Here is a 25,402-nt window from a genome sequence, read left to right on the forward strand (position 1 = left end):
GCTGCATAATCCCCATTTCGCACCCTTTTAAGGCCGTTAAGGGTTGACCCCCTTAACGGTCAATAATAATCAAACTTAAACAGTTATTCTCTGTTTTAGGCAGAGCGATTAAAATCGATTAAAAAAACATTTAACCCCCGATTAAAAAGCATGGAAAAGGTTAACAACACCCCTAAAGTATTTAACGGCGATTTGACCGAAGCACAGGTTGACGCTTTCAAGGCTCAGCACCGCAAAAGTTTCGCAGTTGAAATTCAGGACGGCGACGAGGTGCATATCGGCTATTTCAAGCGTCCCACTCTGGAGACTCTCAAGGCTGTAACCAAGGTTGCAAAAAGCGACGAAGTGGAAGCCGGTAAAGTGATGTTCGACAACTGCTGGCTGGGCGGTAGTAAGGAACTGCGCACCGATGCGCTGCTCTTCATGGCTGTTCAAAAGAAGTTGGGTGAAGTGCTCAACGGCTTCCAGGGTCTAATAAAAAACTTGTAGAGGCGCACACACTGGCGGAGTCTGACGAGGAGGACGGCTTCGCCAAGGGGTGCGCCCTGATCCGCGCTAATCTAAACGTCGATATTGCTAAAATAGAGACGGAGGAAGAATGGGCACAGCTCTATTGCGAGGCTATATGGCTGGAGCGTTGGAGAAACCGAAACCGGGCGGAGCTTATCGCGTCACTGTTCGGCGAGGGTAAGAGTTAGCCCCACATTGAGGAGTCGCCGGGGTTATTAGACGAACCATTACCACGCCCCTTAAACATAACACGGAAAAAGCCGACTACCATAAAAATCAGGGTAATCATAACAAACAATGCGCCCAACTTTGCAATAAGTGAAAAAATTAAGTCGAACATAATAAACCGTGTTAATTGTAATACACCACAAATATAATAAAAATCACCGATATGGCAAGCGTTTTTGACTATATTTTTAATATAGGCGGCAACTTTACCAACAATATAAACGGCATGACGGATGCGACCGGCCGTTTTACGGGTCAAGTTGAAGGAGCACGGGACAGAATGACCGGGCTTGCTTCCGTATTGGGTAGTTTTGATTATGCCAAAAATATAGCCCAGAGCATTGCAGACGGATTTAATCAGCTCAGTAGTGCAGGTGTAACACTGGACAGCCAAATGCACGACCTCAGCGCGGTTGCAGGTGTTACAGGTGACGGACTGAAACAGATTGAGAACTTTGCACGACAGAGTGCAAAGGCTTTCGGTACTGATGCCAGCGTAGCCGTCGAGGGTTATAAACTACTGCTCTCACAGCTTAGCCCGGAACTGGGTAAATATCCCGAAGCACTCAGCGCAATGGGCGGCTGCATACAGACGACCAGCAAGCTGATGAGTGGTGACGGTGTGGCGGCTGCACAGGTACTGACTACGGCGATGAACCAGTACGGCGTAAGTATGGAGGACCCAATGGCCGCCAGCGAGGAAATGGCGCGTATGATGAACGTAATGGCGGCAGCAGGTCAGGCAGGATCCGCAGAGCTTCCGGCAATAAGTGCGGCCCTCCAGCAGTGCGGTATGGCAGCAAAAGCGGCTAACGTCAGCTTTGAGGAAACAAACGCCGCAATACAGGTGCTTGACAAAGCCGGTAAAAAAGCGAGTGAAGGTGGTGTTGCACTCCGTAACGTGTTGGGTCAGCTCAGCAAAGGGCGATTTGTTGAAAAGCAGGCACGCGAGGAACTGGAAAAGGCAGGTATTGACGTTGTGGCATTAGGCGACAACTCCAAGAGCCTAAAAGAGCGTTTGGAAATGCTTAAACCAATGCTCAACGACTCCGCTTTGTTATCTAAATTCTTCGGGGTTGAGAACGCCAACGCCGCGCGAGCTCTTATTCAAGGCACGGATGCCCTGCGAGGTTTTACGGAAGCAGTGACCGGGACTAATAGCGCCACAGAGCAGGCGGCTATTGTTATGGATAGTTACGCCGAGCGTCAGGCACGAGTAAACCAACAATTTGAGGACTTCAAAATTACCATATTCCAAGCCACCGGCGATTTTTCGTTATGGTGCGGTGTCCTGACTTCTGCACTTGTGCCGATTGCTCAACTTGCCCCATTACTTACAGCAGGCTGGAGACTAATGCTGTTAATTAAAAATCTCAAATGGGCAAGTATGTGGAGCAGTGTTGTGGGTTGGGTTCGTGCAGCCGGCGTTAACTTCGCGCTGATGAACGGCACACTCTCAACTACCAACATGGTATCACTGGGCTTTATCGGTAATATGGGACGCGCAACAATAGGGTTAATTCGATTTGCCACCGTAGGAGTTTTTAACGCTCTGAAAGGTCTGGGCGCACTCATATTGTCACTTGTGACGAGTGGCACAGCGTCCGCCACATTCTCCGGCATTGCTTCAACAGCTTTCGGAACTTTTGCCACTACTGCCTCGGCAGCTTGTCGCGCCGTTTCGGTCGCAATTAGCAGTATTCCGATAGTTGGTTGGATAGCGGCAGCCATTGCCGCCCTCATCGCAATAGGCGTTTACTTCTGGAACACGTCGGCAAAGTTCCGCGCGGTTCTCAAAGGCACATGGGCGGCGTTCAAGGCTTGTTTTACCGGTATCGGCGAACTTGCTAAAAACACTTTTGGAGCAATCGGCGACCTGATAAAAGCAGCGTTCAATTTATCCCCCTCCGGAATAGATGCAGCCCTGAAAAAGTTAAAAGCCGGTTTCAGTGACTACGGCAAACAGGTGGGTCAGGCGTTTAATGAGGCTTACAATGCCGAAATGGCAGAGTCCGCCCAAAAAGAGGGCAAAAAGAGTCCCAAAGGAAACAAGCCAACAACCAACGGAAGCGGTGCGACGGTTCCGGGGGTGACTGTTCCGGAAGTCAACCCCACCGGCAACACTCTGAGCGGTGCGAGTGGAACAGGCGGCAAAGGATCCGGCAGTGACGGAGGCGGAAAAATAAGAAACATAACTGTAAATATTGACAAACTTGTCGAGCGCTTCGAGATACACACCGCGACTGTCGGCGAAAGTACCGAAAAGGTCAAGGCTGTTATTTTGGAGACCCTTATGGGGGCGCTAAACGACACACAATTAGCAATGTCATGAGCCTAATTCCACAACCGAGCTTAGGAGGTAAAAAATTACCTGTCAGCATAGATCTTGCAGCTATGAGCTGGGGGCAGCACATGGCTAAAAAACTTATACGCTTCAAGGAACTGGGCGGAAGTCCTGAGCGTGACGGCATAACCGTGCACGAGATTGGGCAGCCTATCACCGACCCGGAATATTGGGAGGGGCGCTGGGTACTCTGCCCCCTCAGACTGGAGCGAGAAAACGGCGTGGGGCTGACATTTGCCGATGCAGTGGCAGCAGCCAGCCGAGAACATAGGATTATAAGCACGGCTCTGACCGGTAGAGACGGCACGGTGAAAGAGTATATAAACGCCGGCGATTGGGCGGTTAATATCGTGCTGGGCTTGCAATGTGTCGAGGGTGGAGAGATAGCCGATAAATGGCCGACCAATGAGGTGCGGGAAGTTCGCAAGCTGTTGGAAGCAAATGAGGCTCTGAGAGTTCACAGCGAATTTTTAGACGCTTTGAATATCGGGCGGCTTGTGATTAGAAGTTATTCCCTCAGCCAAATGACAGAAGCCAATTATCAGGTAGTTGAAATCAGCGCGGTCAGCGATGAAGATTACGAGATATTCAGCACCGATTATGAGCAACCGAAAAAATAACAACAGCGATGAAAGGCATGTTAATTGACAGTATCACCGGCGACCTGCTGACCGAACACGGCCGCATAGCGATTGGAGACACCGAGGGGCAAACCGCCGAGGCGGTTGTCACCACCATGCGCGGAGACATTAAGGAGCACCCCCTTTTAGGCGGTGAAGCCGGCAGACTTCGCGCCGGTCAGCCCGATGTAATGTGGCCCGGTGAGGTTCGCCAGATGTTACGCGGTTGCGGGGTCGATTGTGAGCGTGTAGTAATGGAGACTGACGGAACTATCAGCATAGAACGATGAGAACGACAGCGAAAGAGAGGCAAACACTGCTTGATATTGCCCTGCAAACGGGCGGACACATTGAAACGGTGCTCGCACTGGCAGAGGCTAACGGTATGAGCATAACCGACCGGCTGGAGGATGGGAGTGTGCTGATAGTTCCGGTACCGGTGGAGGGTGGAGACACCCGAACCGTTGAACTTTACAAGGCGCACAAGGTGGAGCCGGCAACCGAAATAAGCCCGGAAGATATGGCGGCTTGCCCTTACGGCGGTATTGGCTTTATGGGCATTGAAATAGATTTTATCGTGAGTTAAACAGCATTTCTCTGCTTAGGCAGAGCGATTAAAAATCGATTAAACAGCTATTAAATGAGTAGTAAAATGGCACGCAATATTAACGAAATTAAAACAGAGATCGCACGCGAGTTTATGCGCAATGAGTCTGCGGCGGAACTGTACGGGTTTACCCCGGGCTCAGAGTTCGGCGACATATTCGGTGCGGCAAGTGTTGAAAATATTTTGCTTTATGTCTGGGCGGTCTGTGCCTGGAGCGTCGAGCGGCTTGTAAGCAGGCACAAAGCGGAGGTAACGGCGGAACTGGAGGAACTTATAGCCCACCGCCCGAAATGGTACCGCGATAAGGTGCTCCGCTTCATGGCAGGCCACGAGCTTGAACAGGACAGCGACACATACGACACTACCGGAATGACTGAGGGGGATATAGCGGCGGCGTGTGTCGTAAAACATGCGGTCGCTATGGAGAGCAAGGATGCCAGTCTGCTGACAATAAAAGTAGCCGGAGAGAGTGGCGGAGTGCGCAAACCGATAACAGCGGAACAGGAAAAGCAGCTGAAAGCCTATATAAACGAGATTAAGGATGCCGGCGTGCGCACCGCACTTGTGAATATGGAGGCGGACACATTCGACTGTACTGTGGATATCTACTACAATGCTATGCTGGATCCTGCCGTTGTTCAAACCGCATGCCGTGATGTGATCTGCGATTATATTGAGAATTTGCCTTTTAACGGCGAATATACGAATATGGCCCTCGTTGACCGCCTGCAAGAGGTAGAGGGGGTGAAAATAGTGGAGTTGCGGGGTAGCACCGCGCAGGCCGTAAACGAGAGTACAACGACACAGATTAACGCGCGTCTGACCCCCGCAGCGGGCTATTTCAGACCAGGGGCGATAACTGTAAACATGAAAGCGTATGACGAACAAGGCTGACAGAACCTATAATGTAAATATCAAGCGGCTGGCGCTGCTGACATTGCCGACGTGGCTACGGCGCCCGCTTTCCGGGGCTCTGATATATGCCGGGGTCAGCCCGCTGGGGCGTTTGCTCCAGGAGCTGCGCGCATACAGGAGCGCAACAAGTTACCGGCTGAGACATAACGGGCAGGTGTGCAAGCTGTGCGGGGCACTTAATGATGAGTTTGACCCGGGACTGCGCCGCATAGAGATAGAGGACAGCGACAGTGTCGGAAACCGGGAAGCTGCGGCGGTATGGCTTCGCGATATGGACCGGTGGGTGATGGTGCCGCGGCGAGGCGCGGGCGCGGTGAGCATACACCGGGAGGGATTCAACGGCACGAGCGGTTATGACTTCTGGGTGACGGTGCCGGAGGAACTGTGGACGGCCGAGACGGAAACGAGACTACGGGCAATATTGAACATGTATAAACTGGCGGGCAAACGCTACGCTATAAACCATAAATGACAATGGACAAAATATTAGGTAATTTTCTGACACAGGCAAACAAAGATTTTCCTCTGGACTGCGAGACGCTGGACTATCTGCAAAAACTGGTGGCACTTGCAGCCATTGCCGGCAACATAGGAGGCGACCGTGTGGTTCTCTGGGGTTGCGAGCCCAACAGCGAGGGGACCCGCAGGGGGGCTGGCTATGTATTCGTAAGGACCAAGAACGCGCCGGAGGGTGAGGTTCTGCCCTGGGATGGCGGACCGACCACAAGCGGCATGTATGTGAAACAAGAAGCAATCCCGGTAAGTGCCAATAATACGGACTACCCGAAAGCCTACACGCGCCGGAGTCTTGCGCCCGGCATAGGAGAGGAAAACTACACCTGGGAGAGCTTCACAGACATTAAGAGCATAAAGGGACTGATGGACGAGAACCGGTCGCTCCGCAATGAGCTGGCGACCGTTCAGCCGGCACCGTTGGGGATAGTCCAGATGTGGGCCGGTTCCCGGGTGCCACAAGGCTATGTGCTATGTGACGGACAGCCATTAAGGAAGTCCGATCATCCGGAGCTGTTCAATGCCATTGGCTCGACATTCAACACTGCGGTAAACGCGAACGGCGTAAGGTACACGACCCAGGATGGTTATTTCAGGGTACCTGACCTGAGGGGACGTTTCGTTGTCGGTCTCCATGACAGTGACCGGGACTATGAGAGCCCCGGGACCGGCGGCGGACTGAAGAAAGTGACGCTCACGGAGGAGACAATACCCCGTCACAGCCATGAGGAGATGCTGTGGAAAGGGGGAAGCGGAGACTGGAAAGGGCACGGCAGCAATTCCTGGCCTAATGCCACAACAATATTCGAGTGTTCACCTCATGGGATAAACACACTGGACTATGGCAAGGGTGAAGCTCACGAGAACCGCCCCCCATATTATGTGCTGGCATACATAATGCGCGTTAAGTAGACATAAATAAATACCCGAGATTATGGCAATAAGGACAATAGCACAGCTAAAAGCGTGGTTCCGTCGTGGGAAGTACCCGACGGAGGAGCAGTTCGCCGACTGGCTCGATAGCTACGTGCACAAGGAGGAAAGCATTATCCCCGTAATACAGGTGGAGGGGCTAGCGGAGCAGCTCAACAGCAAGTATGTCGCTTCGGAAGGGCATGAGCTGGAACGGCAACACATTGAACTAAAGGGAGATTATGAGACGCACAAGAAGACATCGGATGAGCGTTTTGACAATATATCCGGGTGTATCGAGGATCTGGAGACCGAGAATGAGAGGCAACAAACGGAGATTGATTCACTGAATGCCGAAGTTGAGGTCATCCATACGAAGGACTCGTCACAGGACAAAGAGATCTCAGCACTGCATGATACGGACAGGGACCAGCAGATGAGCATTGACTCGCTCGATGGAAGGGCAGACACTTTGGAGCTGGGTATACGTATGCATGTCTCGGACACCGATAATCCACACCGTGTCAACAAATCGCAAGTCGGGCTCGGCAATGTCCCGAATGTTGCGACAAATGACCAGACCCCCACCTACACGATGGCACCGTCTCTGACAGACCTGTCAAGCGGAGAGAAGCTGTCATCTGCTTTCGGTAAACTCATGAAGGCGGTGTCATCGCTAATCTCACATATCAGCAGCAGGGACAATCCGCATCAGGTGACTGCCACACAGGTAGGAGCATCGCCATCTGGACATAACCATGACTCCACCTACCAGCCTAAAGGTAATTACGCGCCGGCAACGCACACGCATACGGCGGCACAGGTGAATGAGGACGCGTCACACAGGTTTGTGACGGATGCCGAGAAGTCTGCATGGAACAGCAAGGCAGGTGGCAGCCACAACCATGACTCCACCTATCAGCCTAAAGGTAATTACGCGCCGGCAACGCACACGCATACGGCGGCACAGGTGACCGGGGACGCGTCACACAGGTTTGTGACGGATGCCGAGAAGTCTGCATGGAACAGCAAGGCAGGAGGCAGCCACAACCATGATTCTGTCTATCAGCCTAAGGGGGACTATCTGCTCTCATCCCAGCTCCAGGACCTCAAAGGAGACAAGGGGGATAAAGGAGACAAGGGGGCTGTGTTCACACCTGTGGTGGACTCGTCCGGCAATCTGACATGGAGCAACAACGGCGGGCTCACAAACCCCGCGGCTGTTAATATAAGGGCGCCCAAAGGTAGTGACGCCACAGTGACAAAGGCGGCAATTGAGGCGGTCCTGACGGGAGTGATAAACAGCCATAAACACGAGGCTCTATCAAAACGGCTTGTTGAAAACGGCTATTACAGATTTCATGACGGATTTTTAATACAGTGGGGGCACCCGTCTGATAATCAGGATACCTATGGTGTACAGACCATATATTTCCCACACTCATTTGTCGACACCTCTTATTCAATACTGACCACTGCTGACAGTTCATATCAGACATATTATGTCGGCAGAACCATATGCAACAAATCAGCAGGCAGTTTTAAAGTGTCAGCCAACCAAAAAAACAAGGAAAGGTTCTTTTGGATAGCTGTCGGCAAAGGTTAATAACAGACATATTACAAAAAATGGAAGGCGACAATATGTATTGGAGGGATGGCTTCTATAGCAAACCGGTTGATGGAGGTGTAGAGATCTCCATGGAGTATTACAAAGAATTGTTGGAAGGGCAGGATGGAGGGCTGTTAATTTTGGAGGATGAGACAGGGATCCCTGTCCTCAGGATGTATGAGCCGTCTATCGAAGAACTCAGGATTATCAAACTCCAAGAGCTGGAGGAGTACGACCGCTCTTCGGCTGTAAACACGATCAGCATCGGAGGTGTCTCCGGATGGCTTGACAAGGCTACGCGTGTGGGGCTGATGAACTCCATATCGGTGGAGCAGGCAAGCGGCAGGACAGAGACGAGCATATGGCTCGGCGATCATCGTTTTATCATGCCGATTACAGAGGCTGTAGGAATCCTGAGACAGATTGAGATCTATACTGTAGACTGCAACAATGCCACACGTGAGCATGCAGCAGCGATAAGGGGGCTCCGGTCCAAGGAGGATATAGAGGCGTACGATTTCAAGACCGGCTATCCTGATAGGCCATGTTTCACTGTATGAAAACTTAATATGGTCAAACAGATTTTGTAAATGGATAGGATCTACAAATGCGCGCCGCTTCCCTTCATGGGGCAGAAGCGCTATTTCCTCCGGACCTTTATCGAGGTGCTGGAGCAGGCAGTAGGTGAGATTGATACGGTGGTGGACCTTTTCGGCGGTTCCGGGCTGCTGTCGCACACGGCAAAAAGGGTGCTCCCGGGGTGCCGGGTGGTGTACAACGACTTCGACCGCTATGTCGACAGACTGGCGGCCGTGGAGCAGACCAATGGAATTTTAAGGGCAATTAAAGAGTGTTTAACTGGTGTTGAACCCAACAAGCGCCTCTCAGACCGGCAGTGCGCCGACGTCCTGGATATAGTGCACGACTATGAGAAACAAAATGGCTATGCCGATATTCTTACAATAGGTCGCTCCGTGCTTTTCTCCGGCAAGTGGGCCAAGAGCCTGGACGAACTGCGCAGACACACGATGTATAACCGCGTCCACAGCGGTGACTACCGCACCGACGGCTATCTGGACGGACTGGAAGTCGTGCATCTTGATTACCAGGATCTGTTTGACCTGCACCGTGACAATCCACGTGTGTTGTTCCTCATGGACCCGCCGTATCTTACGACAGAGTGCGGAATGTATGAGAATTATTGGAAGCTGACCGACTATCTGAACGTGTTGCGGCTGCTTAAAGGTACGAAATACGTTTATTTCACAAGCGACAAGTCGCAGATTGTCGAGCTCTGCCAGTGGCTCGCTGATGAGTACCGGGAAGCGGCACCAATGTGGGGCGCGGAAATACGCCAGCGCACAAACACGCTGAACTATCAAGCTAAATTTAACGATATGATGATAACGCGACTCTGACTCGCCTACAAAGCGGAGGCATAGAAAAAGCCCCCGGCTTAGTTTGCAGTATCCTACCACATACAAACACAATGCACCGAAGCACATAAGCCGGGGGCTAAAAGCCTTTGACTCGTGCTTCGGTGCTTCTGCTGATATGTGGTAGGAGTTGCAAAATTACGAAAAAAATGCTGAATGACAGTGTACGAAGCATTAAAATTATGCGGTGGAGTAATTGAAAAGCTGGAGGACGCCGGAGCAAAGCCGAGCGATCACAAATATGTAAGACTGTTTGAGGACTACCAGAATGCGCGGAAACGAGGCGAAAAGGTCAGTTATATTGTCGCAATCTTGGCCGAGCGTTACAACGTCAGCGAGCGCAATATTTATGACATAGTGAAGCGTCTGGGGGCGACTGCAAAAGCGTTTCACTACGAACGGCCGAAGATATGCCACAGAACTCACAGAAATGGACTATATTCGCATTGAATGACACCAAACAAGTATTACGCCATGCTCGGCAAGATATTGCAGCACGGCAAACGACAGAGCAATAAAAAAGGTGACATAATGTATTTGCTCAATGAGCAGCTGCATTTAACGCCTTGTGACCTGCTGGAGATTTTCGAGGGACACAACATCGCGCGCAAGAAGCTGCGCAATGAATTAACCCTGTTTATGGCTGGATAAAGAGACCTGACCAAGTACAGAGAAGCCGGGATAAACTGGTGGGATTATTGCGGGCAAATCCTCATTAACAGTTATCCGACCTATTTTGAGAAACTGCCGGCTTTGATTGAGCAAATCAACCGGGAAAAACGGAGCAGCAAAAACTATGTGCTGTTCCTAGGAGCAACAGGAGCGGAAACCAACCAAGCTCCTTGCTTAAGCCTCATTCAATTCCAGCTCGATGATGGAGAACTCGTTTTGTCAGCCTATCAGAGAAGCAGTGACGCAAACTTAGGTTTGCCAGCTGACATTTACCATTTATATTTGATAGCGCGACAAATCGAAGCGCCGTTAAAGTCTATAACGCTGAATCTGGGAAATGTTCACATTTATGCCAACAACATAGAAAGAACGCGCGAACTCTTGGCCGGAAATGAAACTGCAAGGTTTGATCTGAACGTGTGAAAGCAAGTGCAAACGAGATCAATTTAACTACTTCAAAGTTACAAAAATCTGCTGACTTGACCAAATAAAAGGCATGAAAATAACGCTGATTTTAAGCCAATTTCAAAGGCTTTTAATCAGCGTTTAATTGGTGTTTAAGCGGTCGAATGAGTCAGAGAAAAAAGGAAGCGAAAAAAGAGAAGTTTTGCTCGTTTCGTTTTAGAAAGTTGCACGTTTCGTTTTGGCGATTATAGATGCCCGAAGAAATTCTCCATAACTGCGTTGTCAAGGCAATTTCCCTTTCGCGACATACTCTGCAAAATACCACTTGCAGATAGCCTCGCTGGAGAGTGAGCGCAAATCATTCGGCAAGGGACGCGCTGATTCCGGGTCAAAGTTGCAGATGATTACCCACGACATAGCCAACAACGAGGCGACGGTTGCGCAGATGAAAGCCGATTATGCCCGTTACGAGGCTGTGGTACAGCGTGACAAGGACGGCAACCCGATAAACAACCTCACCATCGACTCCTGCCGGCTTACCGATGAAAAGAATATGGGTATCCACCTGCAAGGTCTGGCGATTAACACCAACACCAACCGTCGTTACCAGCGTATCGGTGAGATTTACGGATTCCCGATTTCCATCATATCCGAGCCGACGGTGGTTGACGGTCACGAGAGTGTGCAGAACCGTTTTGTAGTTGAAGGCAACTTGAAATACAAGTACAACAACGGCTTCATCGCCATGAGCGACACCCATGCCGCCTGCATGAACTTCGTCAACGCACTGGAAAAGATACCCGGCATCATCGCCCAGTTTGAGGAACGAACCGCCAGACTCAAAGCCGACGTTCCCCAGCTCGAAGCCATCGTCTCCAAACCGTGGGGTAAGGAGGACGAGTTGAAGCAACTCAAATCCGACCTCGCCGCCCTCGACCGCAAAATCACCGCCACCCTCGCTCCCAAGAAAGAGGAACAGGACGGCGAGGTTAACAAGCAGGTCAACACCGTCGAGCCACCGGCCCAGTCCACCGATTCCAAAAAGTCAATGGTGGCGGAGCCTACCAATCCGTACCAGCGTGAGCCGTTAAGTTCCCGCATAGTAATCGGAGGGTGCGGAGCCACTCCACCCGGAGGATTCTTTGTCGGGACAAAGCGGCAAGCCGATAACCGTGCAGCCGGGCCCAAACTCTAAAAGATCAGCCGGCAGTCATAATTTATGTTATGCTGTCGGCTGTCTTTCGTTTTAAAGCAATATTTATCGGTTTTTCAAACGATATTCCATAGGAGACATTCCGGTGCTACGACGAAATACCTTACATCGCTGTGAAGTGTCTTCGTAATACGAACGCTCAGCTATAACTATTTATTCGGGTACATAAATGATGTCTCCGTTTTCAAGTTCGTAGGCGGTTCCTACTCTTTTACCTTTGTTGCCGGAAGAGTTCTGCTCTTCCGATGGAGTGTAGCGATTGATTTTTTCGCCCTCTTTTGTTATGATTTCCATATTTTCTTTGCCGGGATTCTTGACCATTGTGAAGTCCTCTTGTGAAAACATCTCCGTCATATTGTAGCGACTTACAAGAGCAACCATCAGAGCTACGGCAAACACCATTGCCACATCAAAAAGATTGCTCACGACGCTCATAGGATCAGAATCCTCTCCGCGCCGGAGTATAGAACGTCTTCGTGCCATTATTTTTTCTCTTTGAGTGTTTGAACAATGAAGTCAAGAATCATGAGATTATGCAACGCCCAGCGTTCCTTAGCCTGCTGTGTTACAAATCCTATAGCACTTACCACAAGCCCCACCACAGTTGTAGCAAAAGCTACTTGCATATTGTATGCCATAGAAGCTATATCTCCTGTAGCGAGACCTACGAGAGCCGGTCCCATCGGAATCAGTGTCCCCATAAGACCAAGTATCGGGCCCATTTTAGTAAGAATCTTAGATGTCGCGATGTTTTTCTCTGCGGCAAGCTCGTATTCTGATACGAGCATATCCAATCTCGCAGGGCTATCAGCTGATTTATAGATTTCATTCAGATAGTCGATGACCAAGATCCCTTTCCTGTCTGAAAAAGACGCAAGAAAGTCATTGATGTTTGAAGGATTGAGATCCTTAACCTTTTTGTCCAATATTGTTGCGGTCTTCTTTTCCGTCATATACTGTCCGAAGAATCCGCCGATGAGGATTATTGACCGTATAAAGAAATAGATCAGCAATACGATGACAGGTACAAGCAGTCCTGTCGAAATCCAGTAAAGGATATTTGAAATTACATTCATGATTGATTATTGTGTTTATTTTGATTTTTGCGAAAAAGAAGATACCCAAGAATACTGCCGATTACAGCGATTCCAATAATTGCCAGTAAGGAGTTAACATTGACTTCGTTGACACCAGTTGTTGCTGTCCGACCATTTACGGTAGCTATAATTCCAAGAAGCCCAATGATACAATTAATGTAGAAAATCAGTTCGAGCCGTTCGGAGTTTTCAGGAAGTAAGTATTTCACACCATATACAAGTAATGGAATCAAAACTATTATCGCTATTCCCAGACAGTAGCTTAGATTGTTAAAATCCATTCCCGCATTAGAGAATATAATCTGCACGAGCATATAAAATGAAACGGGGAATATAAGCAATCCGGGAATAAACAAAAGCAGATTCTTTACAATTCTGTCTTTGACTTTTATTGGATTATTAATCATAAAGAGGCAAAATGCTATCTGCAATGCCACGTCCAATGTGAGGATTACCGCCAGGTCAAGCATCAGGTCCGGAGTCTGTAGCCATTCTGAAATCTGTATTTTCGACTGGCTGATTGCAATATCTGTAGTTGATATGGTAGCAAATGCCAGAATTATGGCTTCAGCTAACATTTGCCATGGGCGCATGAAGGTCAGTTTGAGCACGAAGCTCAAACTGACCATAAACATGATGAGAATAACAACCGTCTCCATTATTTATTCAAATTTCTGCGACGTCTTATGACAAGGAACACTATAAGAGCGCATATCGCGACTATTCCAAGCACAACACCGCTATTAATGCGACTTGTGACCTTATCAATGTTGTTCAGTTCGTCTTTCTTCATGACTACTCCATCATCGCCATCGGCATTTTCCGCACGAATATTACTGATGGAATTGTTATATGCATCGGCAGTAGCCTTGTCAACATTTGACGCGATATAATCACGAAGTTTGGAATTGTTGCATACAAATCCGGAACACGAAGGTTGATACTCGTTTACGATTTCTGTATGCAGTTCAGCCAACGTGGCAAGTTGCTCGTCGGTTGCTTTCCACATACCTTTCCTTGCTGTTTCGAGCATTACCGCCGTGATTTCTTCTATGGCAGCCGGATTGGTGTTTTTGAAGAAATCTTTTGTGCCGAGGTTATGGCTGTCCTTTATGTAGGTATCATAAATGTCGTTCCATAATTCGTTGTCAATGACATCAGGTTTCATCACATTCCAGCCGTATGTGTTCCTTACGACATCAGCAATTCCTGAGGCATCCCCGGCACCGCCGTTCATTTTTTCCTTGATGTATGTCGGATTGAGGATGGTTGTCCTGCTTTCTACGCCGATAGCTTCTTTTACTTCCTGCATTTTTGCATGACTGCGATTTCGGTAATCGGCAAGGTAAGCATCCGGGTCTTTACCTGTTACGTTACGTACAGCGAGATTCATACCACCCATGAACTCATACACATGGTCGAGACTCAGAGCTCCCCATGTATTACTCTGTCGAGGCTGGACTACTACATCAGTGCGTGTCAAAGCTGCCTCAAACGCGAAATCACGCATTCTTTCCCAATCTTTCTCCGAGCCATAAGACGCACCCATATTATGGATATATGTCTCGGCTATCTGACTTTCGTCATCCCATCTGTCTCCAGCCTCAACCATCTCCTGTATTCCGCTTCCGTAGTTGCCATCTACACCGCCAAACACTCTTGCAGTTGACATCTCACGAGCCTCTTTGGGTGATACTCCCTTATTTACAAGATGCTTTTCAGATTCAACGACACCTTCTGAAACATAGTTAGGATATTTATCATCTTTTGCCTGAGATGCCATTTCTACGGCTCTTGTAATCAAGAATAGTCTGGAAGCTGCCAGATCCCGTAATTGTCCGGAGGTCTGGACTACAACATCAATTCTCGGACGTCCAAGTTCTTCAGATGGGATCAACCGCAAATCAGTCACACGTCCAAAAGGATCTCTAAGCGGCTCCACACCAAGCATATATAAAATCTGGGCTATTGTAGCGCCCTCGGTCTCAATGAACTCACTGCTCCATAACGTATAACTGACCTTTCGGGGCAGTGAATCGTTGTGGGCCTCACGATACATTTTGAGAGTATTATCTGCCAGAGTTTTTCCCTTTTCCCATGCTACAGCCGAAGGCGTTTCTTCTGCATTTATAGCAAACATATTTCTTCCGGTCGGCAATACCAGAGGATTGAGGACCGGGTCGCCGCCAGAGGTCGGAGCGATAAAACCGCCATTCAAAGCGTTGATGACTGAAACAAATTCATATTCAGGGCTATCAGCCAATGCCGCAGCATAAAGACTGACATTTTTAATGGCACGTTCAATCTCCATTATTGCCGACGCTTTTTCTATCTCTTCTTTAGTATATTTCGAAGATGACATACCCATGGCATTCGAGGCATTCGCACCTCCTTTTTGGGGCTTTAATGATTTTCTTTGTATTGCGGATCTCATTTTTTCAATTGCAGCAGAATCCGCACCCATTTTCTTTGCCATTTCAAGAGCTTTCTCCGGTGACATACCGGTGGCATTCATCATTTTTTTCATTTTGGCAGAAGAACTTTCTTTCCTTTCGGATAATTTAGCCGTAGGAGCGGCTATTGGCATGGACGACCCCATTACCATCATCTTCGAGAATAAGTCTTTTGAACCATTAATGTCTTCGGTAACAGCTCTGGCACTCTGCAAATCAGTCATAGAAATACCGGCAATTTTACAAATCTCGGCATCGGTAGCTAAGCGGTTCTCCGCAAGAATATTTGCTACAAGTGTGCGCGCTGGTGTCAAATATCGACCGGTGAATGCCAATCCTTCAGACTTATTGTCCTTTATCTTGCCACGTTGTTTGTCAAGAGTAAGAAGGCTGTACGCTATCGGGTCAACAGTCATCGCCAGTACAGTCGATTTCAGTTTATCCTTTTCGTATGGTATTCCCATAACATATAATGCGCCTGTGATTTTCTCATTGGCAAGTTCCTCTGCAAAACTCTCTATTCTGGAAATTTCACTTGCAGAGTAGGGTTTTGAAATAAGACTGTCCAATCGGAGTTCTCTATGTATTCCAAGCTCTACAACATACTTCTTCACGAGTCGTGAGGCCGCATCAAGACGACTGCTGTCAGGATTATCTGATTCGACTTCTTTATTATAGGATGCTATTGCATCAGTCAGGTTTTTGTAAATACCACGCACATTGCTTTCCAGAAATGGTGGGGTGAGATAATTTATGATTCCGGCATAGCTGCGGCGTTTTGCCATCATCGCTTCACCTACATTACTTGTGGAATAGATATAAAAATGAGGTATTGTGCCGACCAGCCTGTCTGACCAGTCACGGCTGCCGAGTGCCACCTGCTTTCTCGGTGTAAACTCCAGCGAACCGTGTGCTCCAAAATGGATGATGGCATCAGCATTAAAGCCGTTACGAGCCCATAAATAAGAGGCAACGTAAGCATGAGGGGGTGCCATATCCGTACCATGGACAATTTTGAAATCATCATCTCCAAGTCCGGCTGCCGTCTGAGGAATAAGGACAATATTGCCGAATTGAAGTCTGGCAAGTGCAAGATCTCCGTTGTCTGTCTTAAGACCATGACCGGGAAACTCACCGTCAACAGCTGTTATCTCTTCCGACATTTCTTGACCGAGGTCATTTACAGCCCATTTTTCATAATCGGAGCGGGTTATAATCTCAGGATTGGCTTTTTTGACAAAATCAGACATTGCCCCTGTCGCGTAATTTCCGAATACCCGACCACGGTCATTAATCAATTTTTCAAACACTGCGAGTGATGAAGGAAGGTTATCCACTTTGTATCCTTCCAGTTTGAGCCGGTTGAGCATATTGTATAAAGAGGGTGCGACCTCCAATCCTTCGGCGACAAGAGAATTTTGTCCAGGACCTTTGAAGTAGAAAATTACAACTTTCTTCTCTCTATTGTACTTATGCCTTAGACTCACATAATTATTGACAGTCTCAACGAATTCAGTCAGTCGTTCAGGAATAGCTTTTATCACCGGCACTCCGTCGGTACCTTCATACTGAGCAAATAGGGCGTAAGGTCTTATAGCACCATCAATCTCAGGAGTCACGATACTCTGGGACATGAAACCACCGTTCATACCCATCTTGTCATCCATCCATTCATTATAATCGCGATTGACATTCAATGGCGAAAACAGAGGTATATTCTTTTCTTTCAGATACTCCACGACGACATCGCCCATCCTTCCGTGAGCCATGTTTATCATTGCCGATGGGGAAATACTGTCTGTTATTCCGTTGTTGATTGCCTGCTGGATATTTGAAATGGGGTAAACGATGTTGCCTGTTGATTCCAATTCGGCTATCAATTCATCGGGGACCCCCATCTGTCCGGTCAGAATAATTTCAGGAGAGTTGGATTTAAGCAAATTGTTTTCATTTAGAAAGTTCCTATATTCAGACAATGAATCGAAATATAACATTTCATTGTCAGGATCCTTGGGGTCTTGGTGATAAAACATTCCGCTTGGTGCCTGTTTGGGGTCGCTGATTTCGCCAATAAACAGTTTTTTGCCATCTATATATTTTCTTACATAGTTGAGCATACTTCTATAATTCGTACGACCACCGCCTTGAAGGTACTGTTTCAGAAATTCCGTGTCAACGGAATCGGTTGATACGATATAATTGTCGGGATTTGTGGCAGCTGTCGTTATTACGGGTGTGCCGGACTCCGCTGCCTTTGACAATGACTCACGCTGCTCCTCGGTGATTCTCAATCCCATTCCATTGACAAATACCATATCGAATTTAGAGGCATTTTCTAAATCTTCGACATCAAGATTTTCTATCTTAATGAAAGAGTTGTCATTGGCTTTACCGATTTCTCCGAGAGTGATTGGCTGATAGTTTACGAACGCTATTTTTGTGGATGATGCCATGCTTCTCCACGCAACAATAGCAACGGTAATTAAAATCACCACTGCTACTGATGCAAGAATTATTTTTTTTCTTGTCATTTTCATCTAAACATTGTGTCAATATCTAATGATACTCCTATCGACCAAGTCCGTCCAAGCGTAGGAAGTGAGTTCCAGTAATATACTTTAGGTCGATAGTTCAACAGATTGTCAATTATAAAATTGACATTTATCCCGCGCCATACCTCCTGTTGGAGCGTGAATTTCCAAACAGAATAAGCATTGTCTGTGTCGTACTTTGATTCCGGCTTGGCAAGATACCTTCCGGATATACCGGCATAAAATTTATATGCACTGCATAAGCGTCTTTCATAATCCAGCCTCCAAGTCATGGAGTGTGGACGGGGATTGGAAAACTGAGAGTCAACGGTTCTTCCCATTGTATGCAGGTAATTGTAATTCAACGTCATTCCCAATCCCATTTGTAGTCTGTAACGTGCTGAAATATCTATGCCTGCTACTTTTACTCCATCCTCGTTACAATAGATGGCTCCCGGTTCATTGGTCGAATCCCCAGGATAGTCAGTGGTGGTGATTCGGCTGTCATACCAGTTGAAATAGCCCATTGCATTCATGCTATAGGAACCGGCAAAAATACTGTTACGGATCTGACCATTATGCTCAAGCGCAAGATTGAAGTTGTGGCTTTTCTCCGGTTTAAGGTTAGGATTGCCATAAATCATCTGTATTCCTGCCATATCGAAATTCATATACATTTCTTTGAGGGTTGGAGCTCTGAAACCTCCGGCATAGTTAGCCCTCACTGAAAAACGGTTGAATTTGAACATAGTGGCAAGTCGGGCTGTGACCGAATTGTTTTTTGATTCCGAAAAATAATCCTCACGTACACTTGCTACAATATTCAGCCAAGACAATGGGTTATAGTCAAACTGAACAAAAGCATCAACTGAAGACTGTGAATGAGTTTCTCCACTTACGAACTGATAAGTCAGAAGATAATCATTCATGTAGTCGGCTCCAGCCGTTAATACGTTATTCCCAAAGAACTGAGTATATAAAGCGTGAGCGATATGCTGACGATTACTATAGTCATGGTCGTGGGTGCGTCGGTCGTTTACATATCGTTGCTTATCGTACTGGTCGTAGCTGTATGATAATTCAAGTGTCTTTCCGACTCCTATATTCCATACTCCACGGAGCCCCGCAGTATAGTCAATATAGTGGTCGTCATAATTTATTCGAGTGCTCGTCCTATTGAAATATCCACCTCTTGCTGTCAGGCGTAGTGCATTCGATGGCTGGAAAGACAGTCGTTCCTTGATGTTGAATGTTCGTCCACCATATAAGTTTTGCAGATTCGATTCGGCATCAAATGCATCAGTAAGCTTGACAGTTTCAGAAGTATTGTACTGAAAGTTTGTGTTTGATGTCCATTTCCCGGAATGAAAGTTAAGGTCTGCGCCTGATCTCCATTCATTTCCGAGACTTTTATATCTTGAATTGAGATTGATACGCCATGGTTCTTTATTCTCACGGGTGATAAGGTTGACAACGCCACCTACGGCATTGGCTCCATATAACGCAGATGAAGCACCTTTCACAACTTCAACCTGACCGACATTGTCAAGATTGAGTCGGTTGAAATCAATGTTGTCCATTGTCTCTCCGGCAAGCCGTTCTCCGTCAACGAGAAACAGAACGGATTTTCCACCAAAGCCACTCATATTTAATGATGTCTCCTGACTCATTGCGTATGTAAATTCAAGCCCCGGAAGCTCTTCTGTAAGCAAGTCCTGTATATTTGTTGCGTCAGTCTTGCGTATGTCATCCGCAGTTATCAATCTTGTGACAACAGGAACATCTTTCAGAGCCTTAGGTGTACGGGTTGCAGTGACTACCACTTCCTCTAAGGCACCTATATCCGGAGTCATCCGTAACTCATGTTTGCCGGTATTGCTTTTTAATATAAACGTCTCTGTAAGGAATCCGATATATGATATTTGAAGCTTTGCAGTGGAGCTTTCTACACTAATACAGAAATCACCATCGGTGTTAGTCGTCGTAATCCTATCATTGGATGCCTTGACCGTTGCGCCTATCAACGGACTCCCCGTTTCATCGACCACCCGGCCGTTAAAGGTATCGGCGAGTCCGATGAAAGGGAGCGTTAGTCCGTAGATGGCAAGGAAAATTTTAATTCTTTCCATTGCCGGAGTGAGTTACTGTTTCAGAGCTGTTGAAGAACAAATCATCGGCATAGGCATTGCGCCATATTGAAGATTGAACTTCAGATTCAGGGTCTTGTCCTGAACTGTGCCGGAGAAGGTACACGTGTAGGATTTTCCTGCATCGGTCTGACCGGTTACTTCTGTAGTAGCCAGAGTGACCACGCCATTTGCTTCTGTTACTTTTACTCCGGTGAGAGTGATTGACGGCAATGCCATTGGCGCTTCGCCAAAAGCAGGGAGCACAACAGAAACAGTTGATTCATCCGTGGCGTTGACAATGAACGTCTTGCCCTCGAATATCGAGGCACTGCCCATCACCGTACATTCCAGATTACCGGCGTATGTACCCTGAATTGTTTTTGCTGCGGGAACCGCAGGCTCGTCTTTTTCGTCGTTGCACGACGAGAATGTTGTCAAGAAGACAACAGCCATGATTGTGGCAAAAAGAAACTTAATTTGGTTCATGTTATATAATAATTTATTGGTTTATATTAGGTGATTTTTTGATTTTACGACTTATGATATAGCCTGATGCCAGAACAGACAATATTATCAAGCCAGACATAAAGACGAACAGATTTGATATCGGACCAAGGAATGATGAATAACATCTTCCGACATGAAGTTCCAAGGCAAAATTCCATAAAGACATTGGTTGGTCTCTCATGTCACTGCCCATAGGATGCAGTTCTTCTGTACCTTTGGCATAATCAAATAGGATAGGCTTATATGTATCAGTACTATAGCCACACACTATGTCGTTTGCCAATCCAAATGAATTTCGTCTATTGGGGTCAACAATAGTGTTATCATGAAAAGTATAGCATTTCCCCTCATTGGGTTTCCAACGATAGATTCCGCTAAAAGACCCGACGATCCATACTCCCGGGGCTTCTCTATAAAATACGTTGACTCCCATCGGACTTACTGCCGGGCTTTTATCCGAAGGGATAATGACTGGATTTGATGAAAAATCCTTTAATTGCACGAATCCTTTTGATGTTGAAATCATCCAATCTTGATTATCTTCATCCCAGCGTATAGCACGGAGTTTATCATGCCAATAGTTATCAGTATCAAGACTCGATCCGGGAAGCGGTGATGTCTTTGTCATGACAAAAGGTATCATCAATGGTGGGCGTAAACACATTCCTGTAAACACTACAAGTATCGTAAGGACAATAGTGAAATAGCCGATTAGATTATGCCATTTGAAATTCCATTTTAGAATCTTCGCTGGAAGGATTGTCTTATGACTGTGACGAATAGAAAATGGCAAGATAAACAAGATAATACCCGTCAAAGACAGGATTATCAATACTATGGCTATAATGTCAACAACAATCCTACCTGGTAGCCCCCACAGCTCACCACTATGCAGATTCCATATTGACTTAAATAGACTTATTTTATTATCCTCATCAAATGGAGCCTGTAAAGTTAACTCCTTAATATCATCATGTGATACTCTATAGATGTTTGAACGAGTAAGGACAATTATTCCTGAGTTGTCAGGTGTAGATGAAATATCAGATATCTTTGAGTGATTTTTTGGTAAATCAACCAGCTTCCATTCATGACCTTTTAATTTATATAAATCATAAGTTGTGGCACACCATATTTGTCCACTCTGATCCTTTATGATATTTCTGACATTTCGTCGATCTATACCTGTCGGTAGTCCGGCATTAAAATCATAAGAATTGCTGAATATCGAATCCGTCAACCACACCCCACATGAGCCATAGGCAAGTATTCTATCTTTGTCAAGTGGCAATGTACCTCGGATTATCCCATAGTTATAGTTCTTTAATTTGTATGATGAAGGTAAACAGGAGCGGTCAATATTAAATTGTGAAAACGCGTCCCTGTGATTGAGAATTATCCCAGATACACAGAATAACAACATGAAGACGGAGACCAATAGTCCCGCCCATTTGTGGAGCCATTTCCATTTTTTGTGCTTCTTTGGTTTCATGTTGATGATAAATTTTGGGCGCAAAATTACTTGTATCCGGAAACTGAAACAATACTCAAAAATCGGATAAATTAGAGCAATTAAGGTAGTCATGATTTAATTCCCCAGAGAAAAACACTCATTTTTAGGTATGGTGTGGGTATTATATTCATAGTAATTTTGCATGGGGATTTACAGCCCCGTTTCAACTATCAAACTATGTCAAAGAATCAATCAATATTTCCTGGTGATCGCCTTAAAGCCATTATAGAGGATGAACCTCATATATTAGGTGTTTTAAGTCGGTTTGGACTGTCTTTCGGATTCGGCGATAAGACAGTTGGCGAAGCATGTAAGGAAGACAATGTTCATATGGAGTCATTCCTTGCAGTTTCCAATTTCCTATACGGACAAAACTATTCACAATTTGAAATATCGCTGCCTGCTTTAATGGGATATCTAAGGAAAGCCCATACACACTTCCTTGACTTTCTATTGCCTTCCATCCGTAGGAAACTCATAGAGGCTATTAATTGCTCCGATATAAATGACGTAGCGTTTCTGCTTCTGAAATTCTTTGATGATTATGTGAAGGAAGTACACAATCACATGGAACATGAAAACGATGAGGTGTTTTGCTATGTGACCAACTTATTGAGCGGCGTTACTAATGAGCAGTTCCGAATTACTGACTACTCCTCACATCACAGTAGTATGACAGAAAAGCTTTCTCAAATTAAAGACCTGTTTATAAGACATTATCATGTGAAGGACAATGAAATACTGACATCAGCATTATTCGACATAATTTATTGTGGCAATGAGTTAAAGAACCATTGTGAGATTGAGAATAAACTCTTTATCCCGGCAGTTGAGAAACTCGAAAAGTCATTGAAGTTGTCACGTCATGAATCAGTAAAAAACAGCAACAGCGACGATGAAAAAACAGATTTGCTGGATTCTATGACTGATCGCGAGAAGGATATAATATGCTGCGTTGCCAAAGGCTTGTCAAATAAAGAAATTGCGTCACAGTTATTAATTTCTATACATACAGTGACAACATATCGCAGAAACATCTCTGCCAAACTACAAATCCATTCATCAGTGGGACTGGCGGTTTTTGCGATACTCAATAATTTAGTTGATATAAAAGATGTAAACCCACATAGATAATTATACATTAAGACAATCTCTCAGCCCTGATTTATCCAATTTTTAAGTATTGTGGGATACTCTACTTCAATCTAAATTTGCTGTATGAAATAAAAAGTTCTAAATTTTTGGTGCGGGAGCAATGATGTATGTAGTGGTTGAAGAGCTTATACCTGAAACAGCCCAAGGTGGACACTCCAATCTTGGGACGATCGGTTTTGCTGTCGGTTTTGCCCTTATGATGGTACTTGATGTAGTATTGGGTTAGAAGTTTACCATTTTGCCGGTCGGCCTAATAGTGAACATGTTTTTTGTGCGTTCATTGTTAGAACTATATATGCTTGATTCGCAGAGGTAAATAAGGATATCACTATAATTAACGTGAGTTCGATATAAGTAATCACCCAAATCAATAATAAAACAATCAGCCATTTAGCCTTATACTAAATGGCTGATTTTCTTGGTATTCTCGCGGAAAATCCGTAAATTTATAGTGCCTAATTACAAGATTTACAAGAATTTTGCGCTATGATTACCGAGGACAAAATTACTGAAATTTGGGCTCAAATCGAAATGCCGGTGCATGAATTTTTGGAAAAGTGTTAAATTTGCGTCATGAAGACTAGTGAAGCATTTTGGCAGTTTCTGCCCGCAGGCCTAAATGAGCTGTTTGAGATGGTCAGGTTTGAAAAGACAGATCAATCCTACGACATATGGCTTGACGAGAAGAAGAAACTTTCCGACGAGGATTACCGCAATCCCAACATAGTAGCGAGAGGCTACACGGATTATGTAACGATACAGGACTATCCCATGCGTGGCAGACCGGTGTTCCTGCACATGCGCAAGAACAAATGGTGGGACAAGAAAACAAACGAGATATTCTCCTACAACCTTGAGCTTCCCAACGAAGAAGGGACACGACTCAGTGCCGAGTTCGTGGCTTTTTTAAAAGACGAAGGTGGAGACGACGGCATTGTCGATTAAGCACATAGCGCAGATGTACTGCGTAAACGGCAAGTGTTTTGCTGACTTATACCGCAATAAGCTGAGCGGCTACGCCCAGTGGTGCGAGAGAGAACTCGGCAGTGGGATTTACTTCAACGCCGTCAACATCGGGCCGTACATGAGCCTTGACGAGACGTGTCTGAGCAACGGCGAGGTATGGACATTCCTCACCAATAAGGACGGGCACGGCGGCAGTGGTACACTTGCCGCTGCAATCCCGGGCACAAAAAGCGACGAGATCATCTCCATACTCATCGGAGCGATGGGCAAGACCCTGAGACGAAAAGTCAGGGAGGTCACATGCGATCTGTCGTCCTCGATGATGCTGATAGCCGCCGAGGTATTCTACAACGCCCACGTCGTTAACGACCGCTTCCATGTGCAGCAGGTCTATAACGAGGCTGTCGACGAAATTCGCATAGACATCCGCCGACAGCTCATTGCCGAAGACAACAGCCGTGACAAATCAGAGCCTCCAATTACATATTCCAACGGCGAGACCATGCGCCAGATCCTTGCCCGCAGCAAGCACACCCTGATGATGTCGCAGAACAAATGGACTGACATACAGCGTCATCGCGCAAACATTCTGTTCAGACACTATCCGATACTGAAAGCTGCATACCATCTGGCTATGGAACTGCGCCAAATCTTCAACGCAAAGATATCACCCACCAAAGCAATGGGTCGGATGAACAAGTGGTATGAAAAAGTAATGGCATTGGGCAACAACAACTTCCGCTCTGTCATCAGGACGTTCAAGAACCACGCCCCGACTATCCTCAATTATTTCCGACGTCGCGCAACTAATGCCTCGGCCGAAGCATTCAACTCCAAAGTCAAAATCTTCCGTTCGCAGATGCGAGGGGTCCGTGACCATGATTTCTTTATCTTCCGACTCGTCAAGCTATACGCCTGAATCTTTAACACTCTATTCTAATTGTTTTAACAAATGCACCGGAATTTCGGCTTGTGCCCACCAAGCTGAATCTTACGGCGCATGGCTGATCCATCGGTATGGTGGTTGTGTGCTTTGATAGTATATAAAAAGAATACTCGAACAAGAT

General features: G+C 46.5%; 23 protein-coding genes and 2 pseudogenes. 18 read left to right on the plus strand and 7 right to left on the minus strand.

All coding sequences use genetic code 11. From position 1 onward, the window contains the following. Nucleotides 1–150 precede the first annotated feature (150 nt). From EZ315_RS07615 to EZ315_RS07680, 14 genes and pseudogenes are all read left to right on the plus strand, one after another. Nucleotides 151–489 (plus strand): hypothetical protein, encoded by a 339-nt coding sequence (locus tag EZ315_RS07615; protein ID WP_135469428.1) that lies wholly within the window; start codon nucleotides 151–153, stop codon nucleotides 487–489. A gap of 412 nt (nucleotides 490–901) precedes the next feature. Further along, nucleotides 902–3,070 (plus strand): phage tail tape measure protein, encoded by a 2,169-nt coding sequence (locus tag EZ315_RS07620; protein ID WP_135471550.1) that lies wholly within the window; start codon nucleotides 902–904, stop codon nucleotides 3,068–3,070. Beyond that, complete coding sequence (locus tag EZ315_RS07625; protein ID WP_135469422.1) at nucleotides 3,067–3,702, plus strand: DUF6046 domain-containing protein; 636 nt, start codon at nucleotides 3,067–3,069, stop codon at nucleotides 3,700–3,702. The genes EZ315_RS07620 and EZ315_RS07625 overlap by 4 nt, the downstream gene beginning before the upstream one ends. Nucleotides 3,703–3,710: 8 nt before the next feature. Beyond that, entirely contained in the window at nucleotides 3,711–3,992 is a 282-nt protein-coding gene (locus EZ315_RS07630; RefSeq protein WP_135469420.1) for a hypothetical protein, read from the plus strand. Further along, complete coding sequence (locus EZ315_RS07635; protein WP_135469417.1) at nucleotides 3,989–4,288, plus strand: LysM peptidoglycan-binding domain-containing protein; 300 nt, start codon at nucleotides 3,989–3,991, stop codon at nucleotides 4,286–4,288. Before EZ315_RS07630 ends, EZ315_RS07635 begins: the two co-directional genes overlap by 4 nt. 66 nt (nucleotides 4,289–4,354) lie before the next feature. Then, on the plus strand, nucleotides 4,355–5,203 hold the full coding sequence (locus EZ315_RS07640; protein WP_135471551.1) for a hypothetical protein: 849 nt from the start codon (nucleotides 4,355–4,357) through the stop codon (nucleotides 5,201–5,203). Further along, nucleotides 5,187–5,696 (plus strand): hypothetical protein, encoded by a 510-nt coding sequence (locus EZ315_RS07645; protein WP_135469414.1) that lies wholly within the window; start codon nucleotides 5,187–5,189, stop codon nucleotides 5,694–5,696. Before EZ315_RS07640 ends, EZ315_RS07645 begins: the two co-directional genes overlap by 17 nt. Nucleotides 5,697–5,698: 2 nt before the next feature. Beyond that, nucleotides 5,699–6,649 (plus strand): tail fiber protein, encoded by a 951-nt coding sequence (locus EZ315_RS07650; RefSeq protein WP_135469412.1) that lies wholly within the window; start codon nucleotides 5,699–5,701, stop codon nucleotides 6,647–6,649. Nucleotides 6,650–6,671: 22 nt separating this feature from the next. Then, nucleotides 6,672–8,255: a gp53-like domain-containing protein gene (locus tag EZ315_RS07655; RefSeq protein WP_135471552.1), complete on the plus strand. Its 1,584-nt coding sequence runs from the start codon at nucleotides 6,672–6,674 to the stop codon at nucleotides 8,253–8,255. Nucleotides 8,256–8,275: 20 nt separating this feature from the next. Continuing rightward, nucleotides 8,276–8,818, plus strand: coding sequence for a DUF4376 domain-containing protein (locus EZ315_RS07660; protein WP_242452537.1), 543 nt, complete (start codon nucleotides 8,276–8,278; stop codon nucleotides 8,816–8,818). A gap of 30 nt (nucleotides 8,819–8,848) precedes the next feature. Then, on the plus strand, nucleotides 8,849–9,676 hold the full coding sequence (locus EZ315_RS07665; RefSeq protein WP_135471553.1) for a DNA adenine methylase: 828 nt from the start codon (nucleotides 8,849–8,851) through the stop codon (nucleotides 9,674–9,676). Nucleotides 9,677–9,850: 174 nt separating this feature from the next. Then, entirely contained in the window at nucleotides 9,851–10,144 is a 294-nt protein-coding gene (locus EZ315_RS07670; RefSeq protein WP_175577978.1) for a hypothetical protein, read from the plus strand. Further along, nucleotides 10,145–10,789, plus strand: a pseudogene (locus tag EZ315_RS07675) (thymidylate synthase). Nucleotides 10,790–11,096: 307 nt separating this feature from the next. After that, nucleotides 11,097–11,966: a hypothetical protein gene (locus tag EZ315_RS07680; RefSeq protein ID WP_170957410.1), complete on the plus strand. Its 870-nt coding sequence runs from the start codon at nucleotides 11,097–11,099 to the stop codon at nucleotides 11,964–11,966. Between the two features lie 171 nt (nucleotides 11,967–12,137). Here EZ315_RS07680 and EZ315_RS07685 read toward each other — a convergent pair whose 3' ends face one another. From EZ315_RS07685 to EZ315_RS07715, 7 genes are read right to left on the minus strand one after another with little or no spacing between them, the layout of a single operon-like run. Then, nucleotides 12,138–12,467: a DUF2149 domain-containing protein gene (locus EZ315_RS07685; RefSeq protein ID WP_107032983.1), complete on the minus strand. Its 330-nt coding sequence runs from the start codon at nucleotides 12,465–12,467 to the stop codon at nucleotides 12,138–12,140. Next, nucleotides 12,467–13,060 carry a MotA/TolQ/ExbB proton channel family protein gene (locus EZ315_RS07690; protein ID WP_135471555.1) on the minus strand — a complete coding sequence of 198 codons (594 nt, stop codon included), beginning with the start codon at nucleotides 13,058–13,060 and terminating at the stop codon, nucleotides 12,467–12,469. Before EZ315_RS07690 ends, EZ315_RS07685 begins: the two co-directional genes overlap by 1 nt. Next, on the minus strand, nucleotides 13,057–13,740 hold the full coding sequence (locus tag EZ315_RS07695) for a hypothetical protein (protein WP_135471556.1): 684 nt from the start codon (nucleotides 13,738–13,740) through the stop codon (nucleotides 13,057–13,059). Before EZ315_RS07695 ends, EZ315_RS07690 begins: the two co-directional genes overlap by 4 nt. Next, on the minus strand, nucleotides 13,740–18,065 hold the full coding sequence (locus EZ315_RS07700; protein WP_135471557.1) for a cobaltochelatase subunit CobN: 4,326 nt from the start codon (nucleotides 18,063–18,065) through the stop codon (nucleotides 13,740–13,742). The genes EZ315_RS07695 and EZ315_RS07700 overlap by 1 nt, the downstream gene beginning before the upstream one ends. 2 nt (nucleotides 18,066–18,067) lie before the next feature. Then, nucleotides 18,068–20,194, minus strand: coding sequence for a TonB-dependent receptor (locus EZ315_RS07705; RefSeq protein ID WP_135471558.1), 2,127 nt, complete (start codon nucleotides 20,192–20,194; stop codon nucleotides 18,068–18,070). A gap of 12 nt (nucleotides 20,195–20,206) precedes the next feature. Further along, entirely contained in the window at nucleotides 20,207–20,680 is a 474-nt protein-coding gene (locus EZ315_RS07710) for a calycin-like domain-containing protein (RefSeq protein ID WP_135471559.1), read from the minus strand. A 13-nt stretch (nucleotides 20,681–20,693) separates the two neighbouring features. After that, nucleotides 20,694–22,193 (minus strand): PepSY-associated TM helix domain-containing protein, encoded by a 1,500-nt coding sequence (locus EZ315_RS07715; RefSeq protein ID WP_170957491.1) that lies wholly within the window; start codon nucleotides 22,191–22,193, stop codon nucleotides 20,694–20,696. Between the two features lie 198 nt (nucleotides 22,194–22,391). Between EZ315_RS07715 and EZ315_RS07720 the strand changes: the two genes are divergently transcribed. From EZ315_RS07720 to EZ315_RS07735, 4 genes and pseudogenes are all read left to right on the plus strand, one after another. Continuing rightward, the gene (locus tag EZ315_RS07720; protein ID WP_135471561.1) at nucleotides 22,392–23,348 is read left to right on the plus strand and encodes a LuxR C-terminal-related transcriptional regulator; all 957 of its coding nucleotides are present in this window, start codon (nucleotides 22,392–22,394) and stop codon (nucleotides 23,346–23,348) included. A 106-nt stretch (nucleotides 23,349–23,454) separates the two neighbouring features. Continuing rightward, a pseudogene (locus tag EZ315_RS16635) lies at nucleotides 23,455–23,595 on the plus strand (ZIP family metal transporter); the annotation flags it as partial. A 347-nt stretch (nucleotides 23,596–23,942) separates the two neighbouring features. Continuing rightward, the gene (locus EZ315_RS07730) at nucleotides 23,943–24,314 is read left to right on the plus strand and encodes an ISAon1 family transposase N-terminal region protein (RefSeq protein WP_135471562.1); all 372 of its coding nucleotides are present in this window, start codon (nucleotides 23,943–23,945) and stop codon (nucleotides 24,312–24,314) included. Beyond that, on the plus strand, nucleotides 24,289–25,254 hold the full coding sequence (locus EZ315_RS07735; protein WP_242452538.1) for an ISAon1 family transposase: 966 nt from the start codon (nucleotides 24,289–24,291) through the stop codon (nucleotides 25,252–25,254). Before EZ315_RS07730 ends, EZ315_RS07735 begins: the two co-directional genes overlap by 26 nt. The last annotated feature ends 148 nt before the right edge of the window (nucleotides 25,255–25,402 follow it).

This window comes from Duncaniella freteri (genome assembly GCF_004766125.1).
Taxonomy (GTDB): Bacteria; Bacteroidota; Bacteroidia; order Bacteroidales; family Muribaculaceae; genus Duncaniella; species Duncaniella freteri.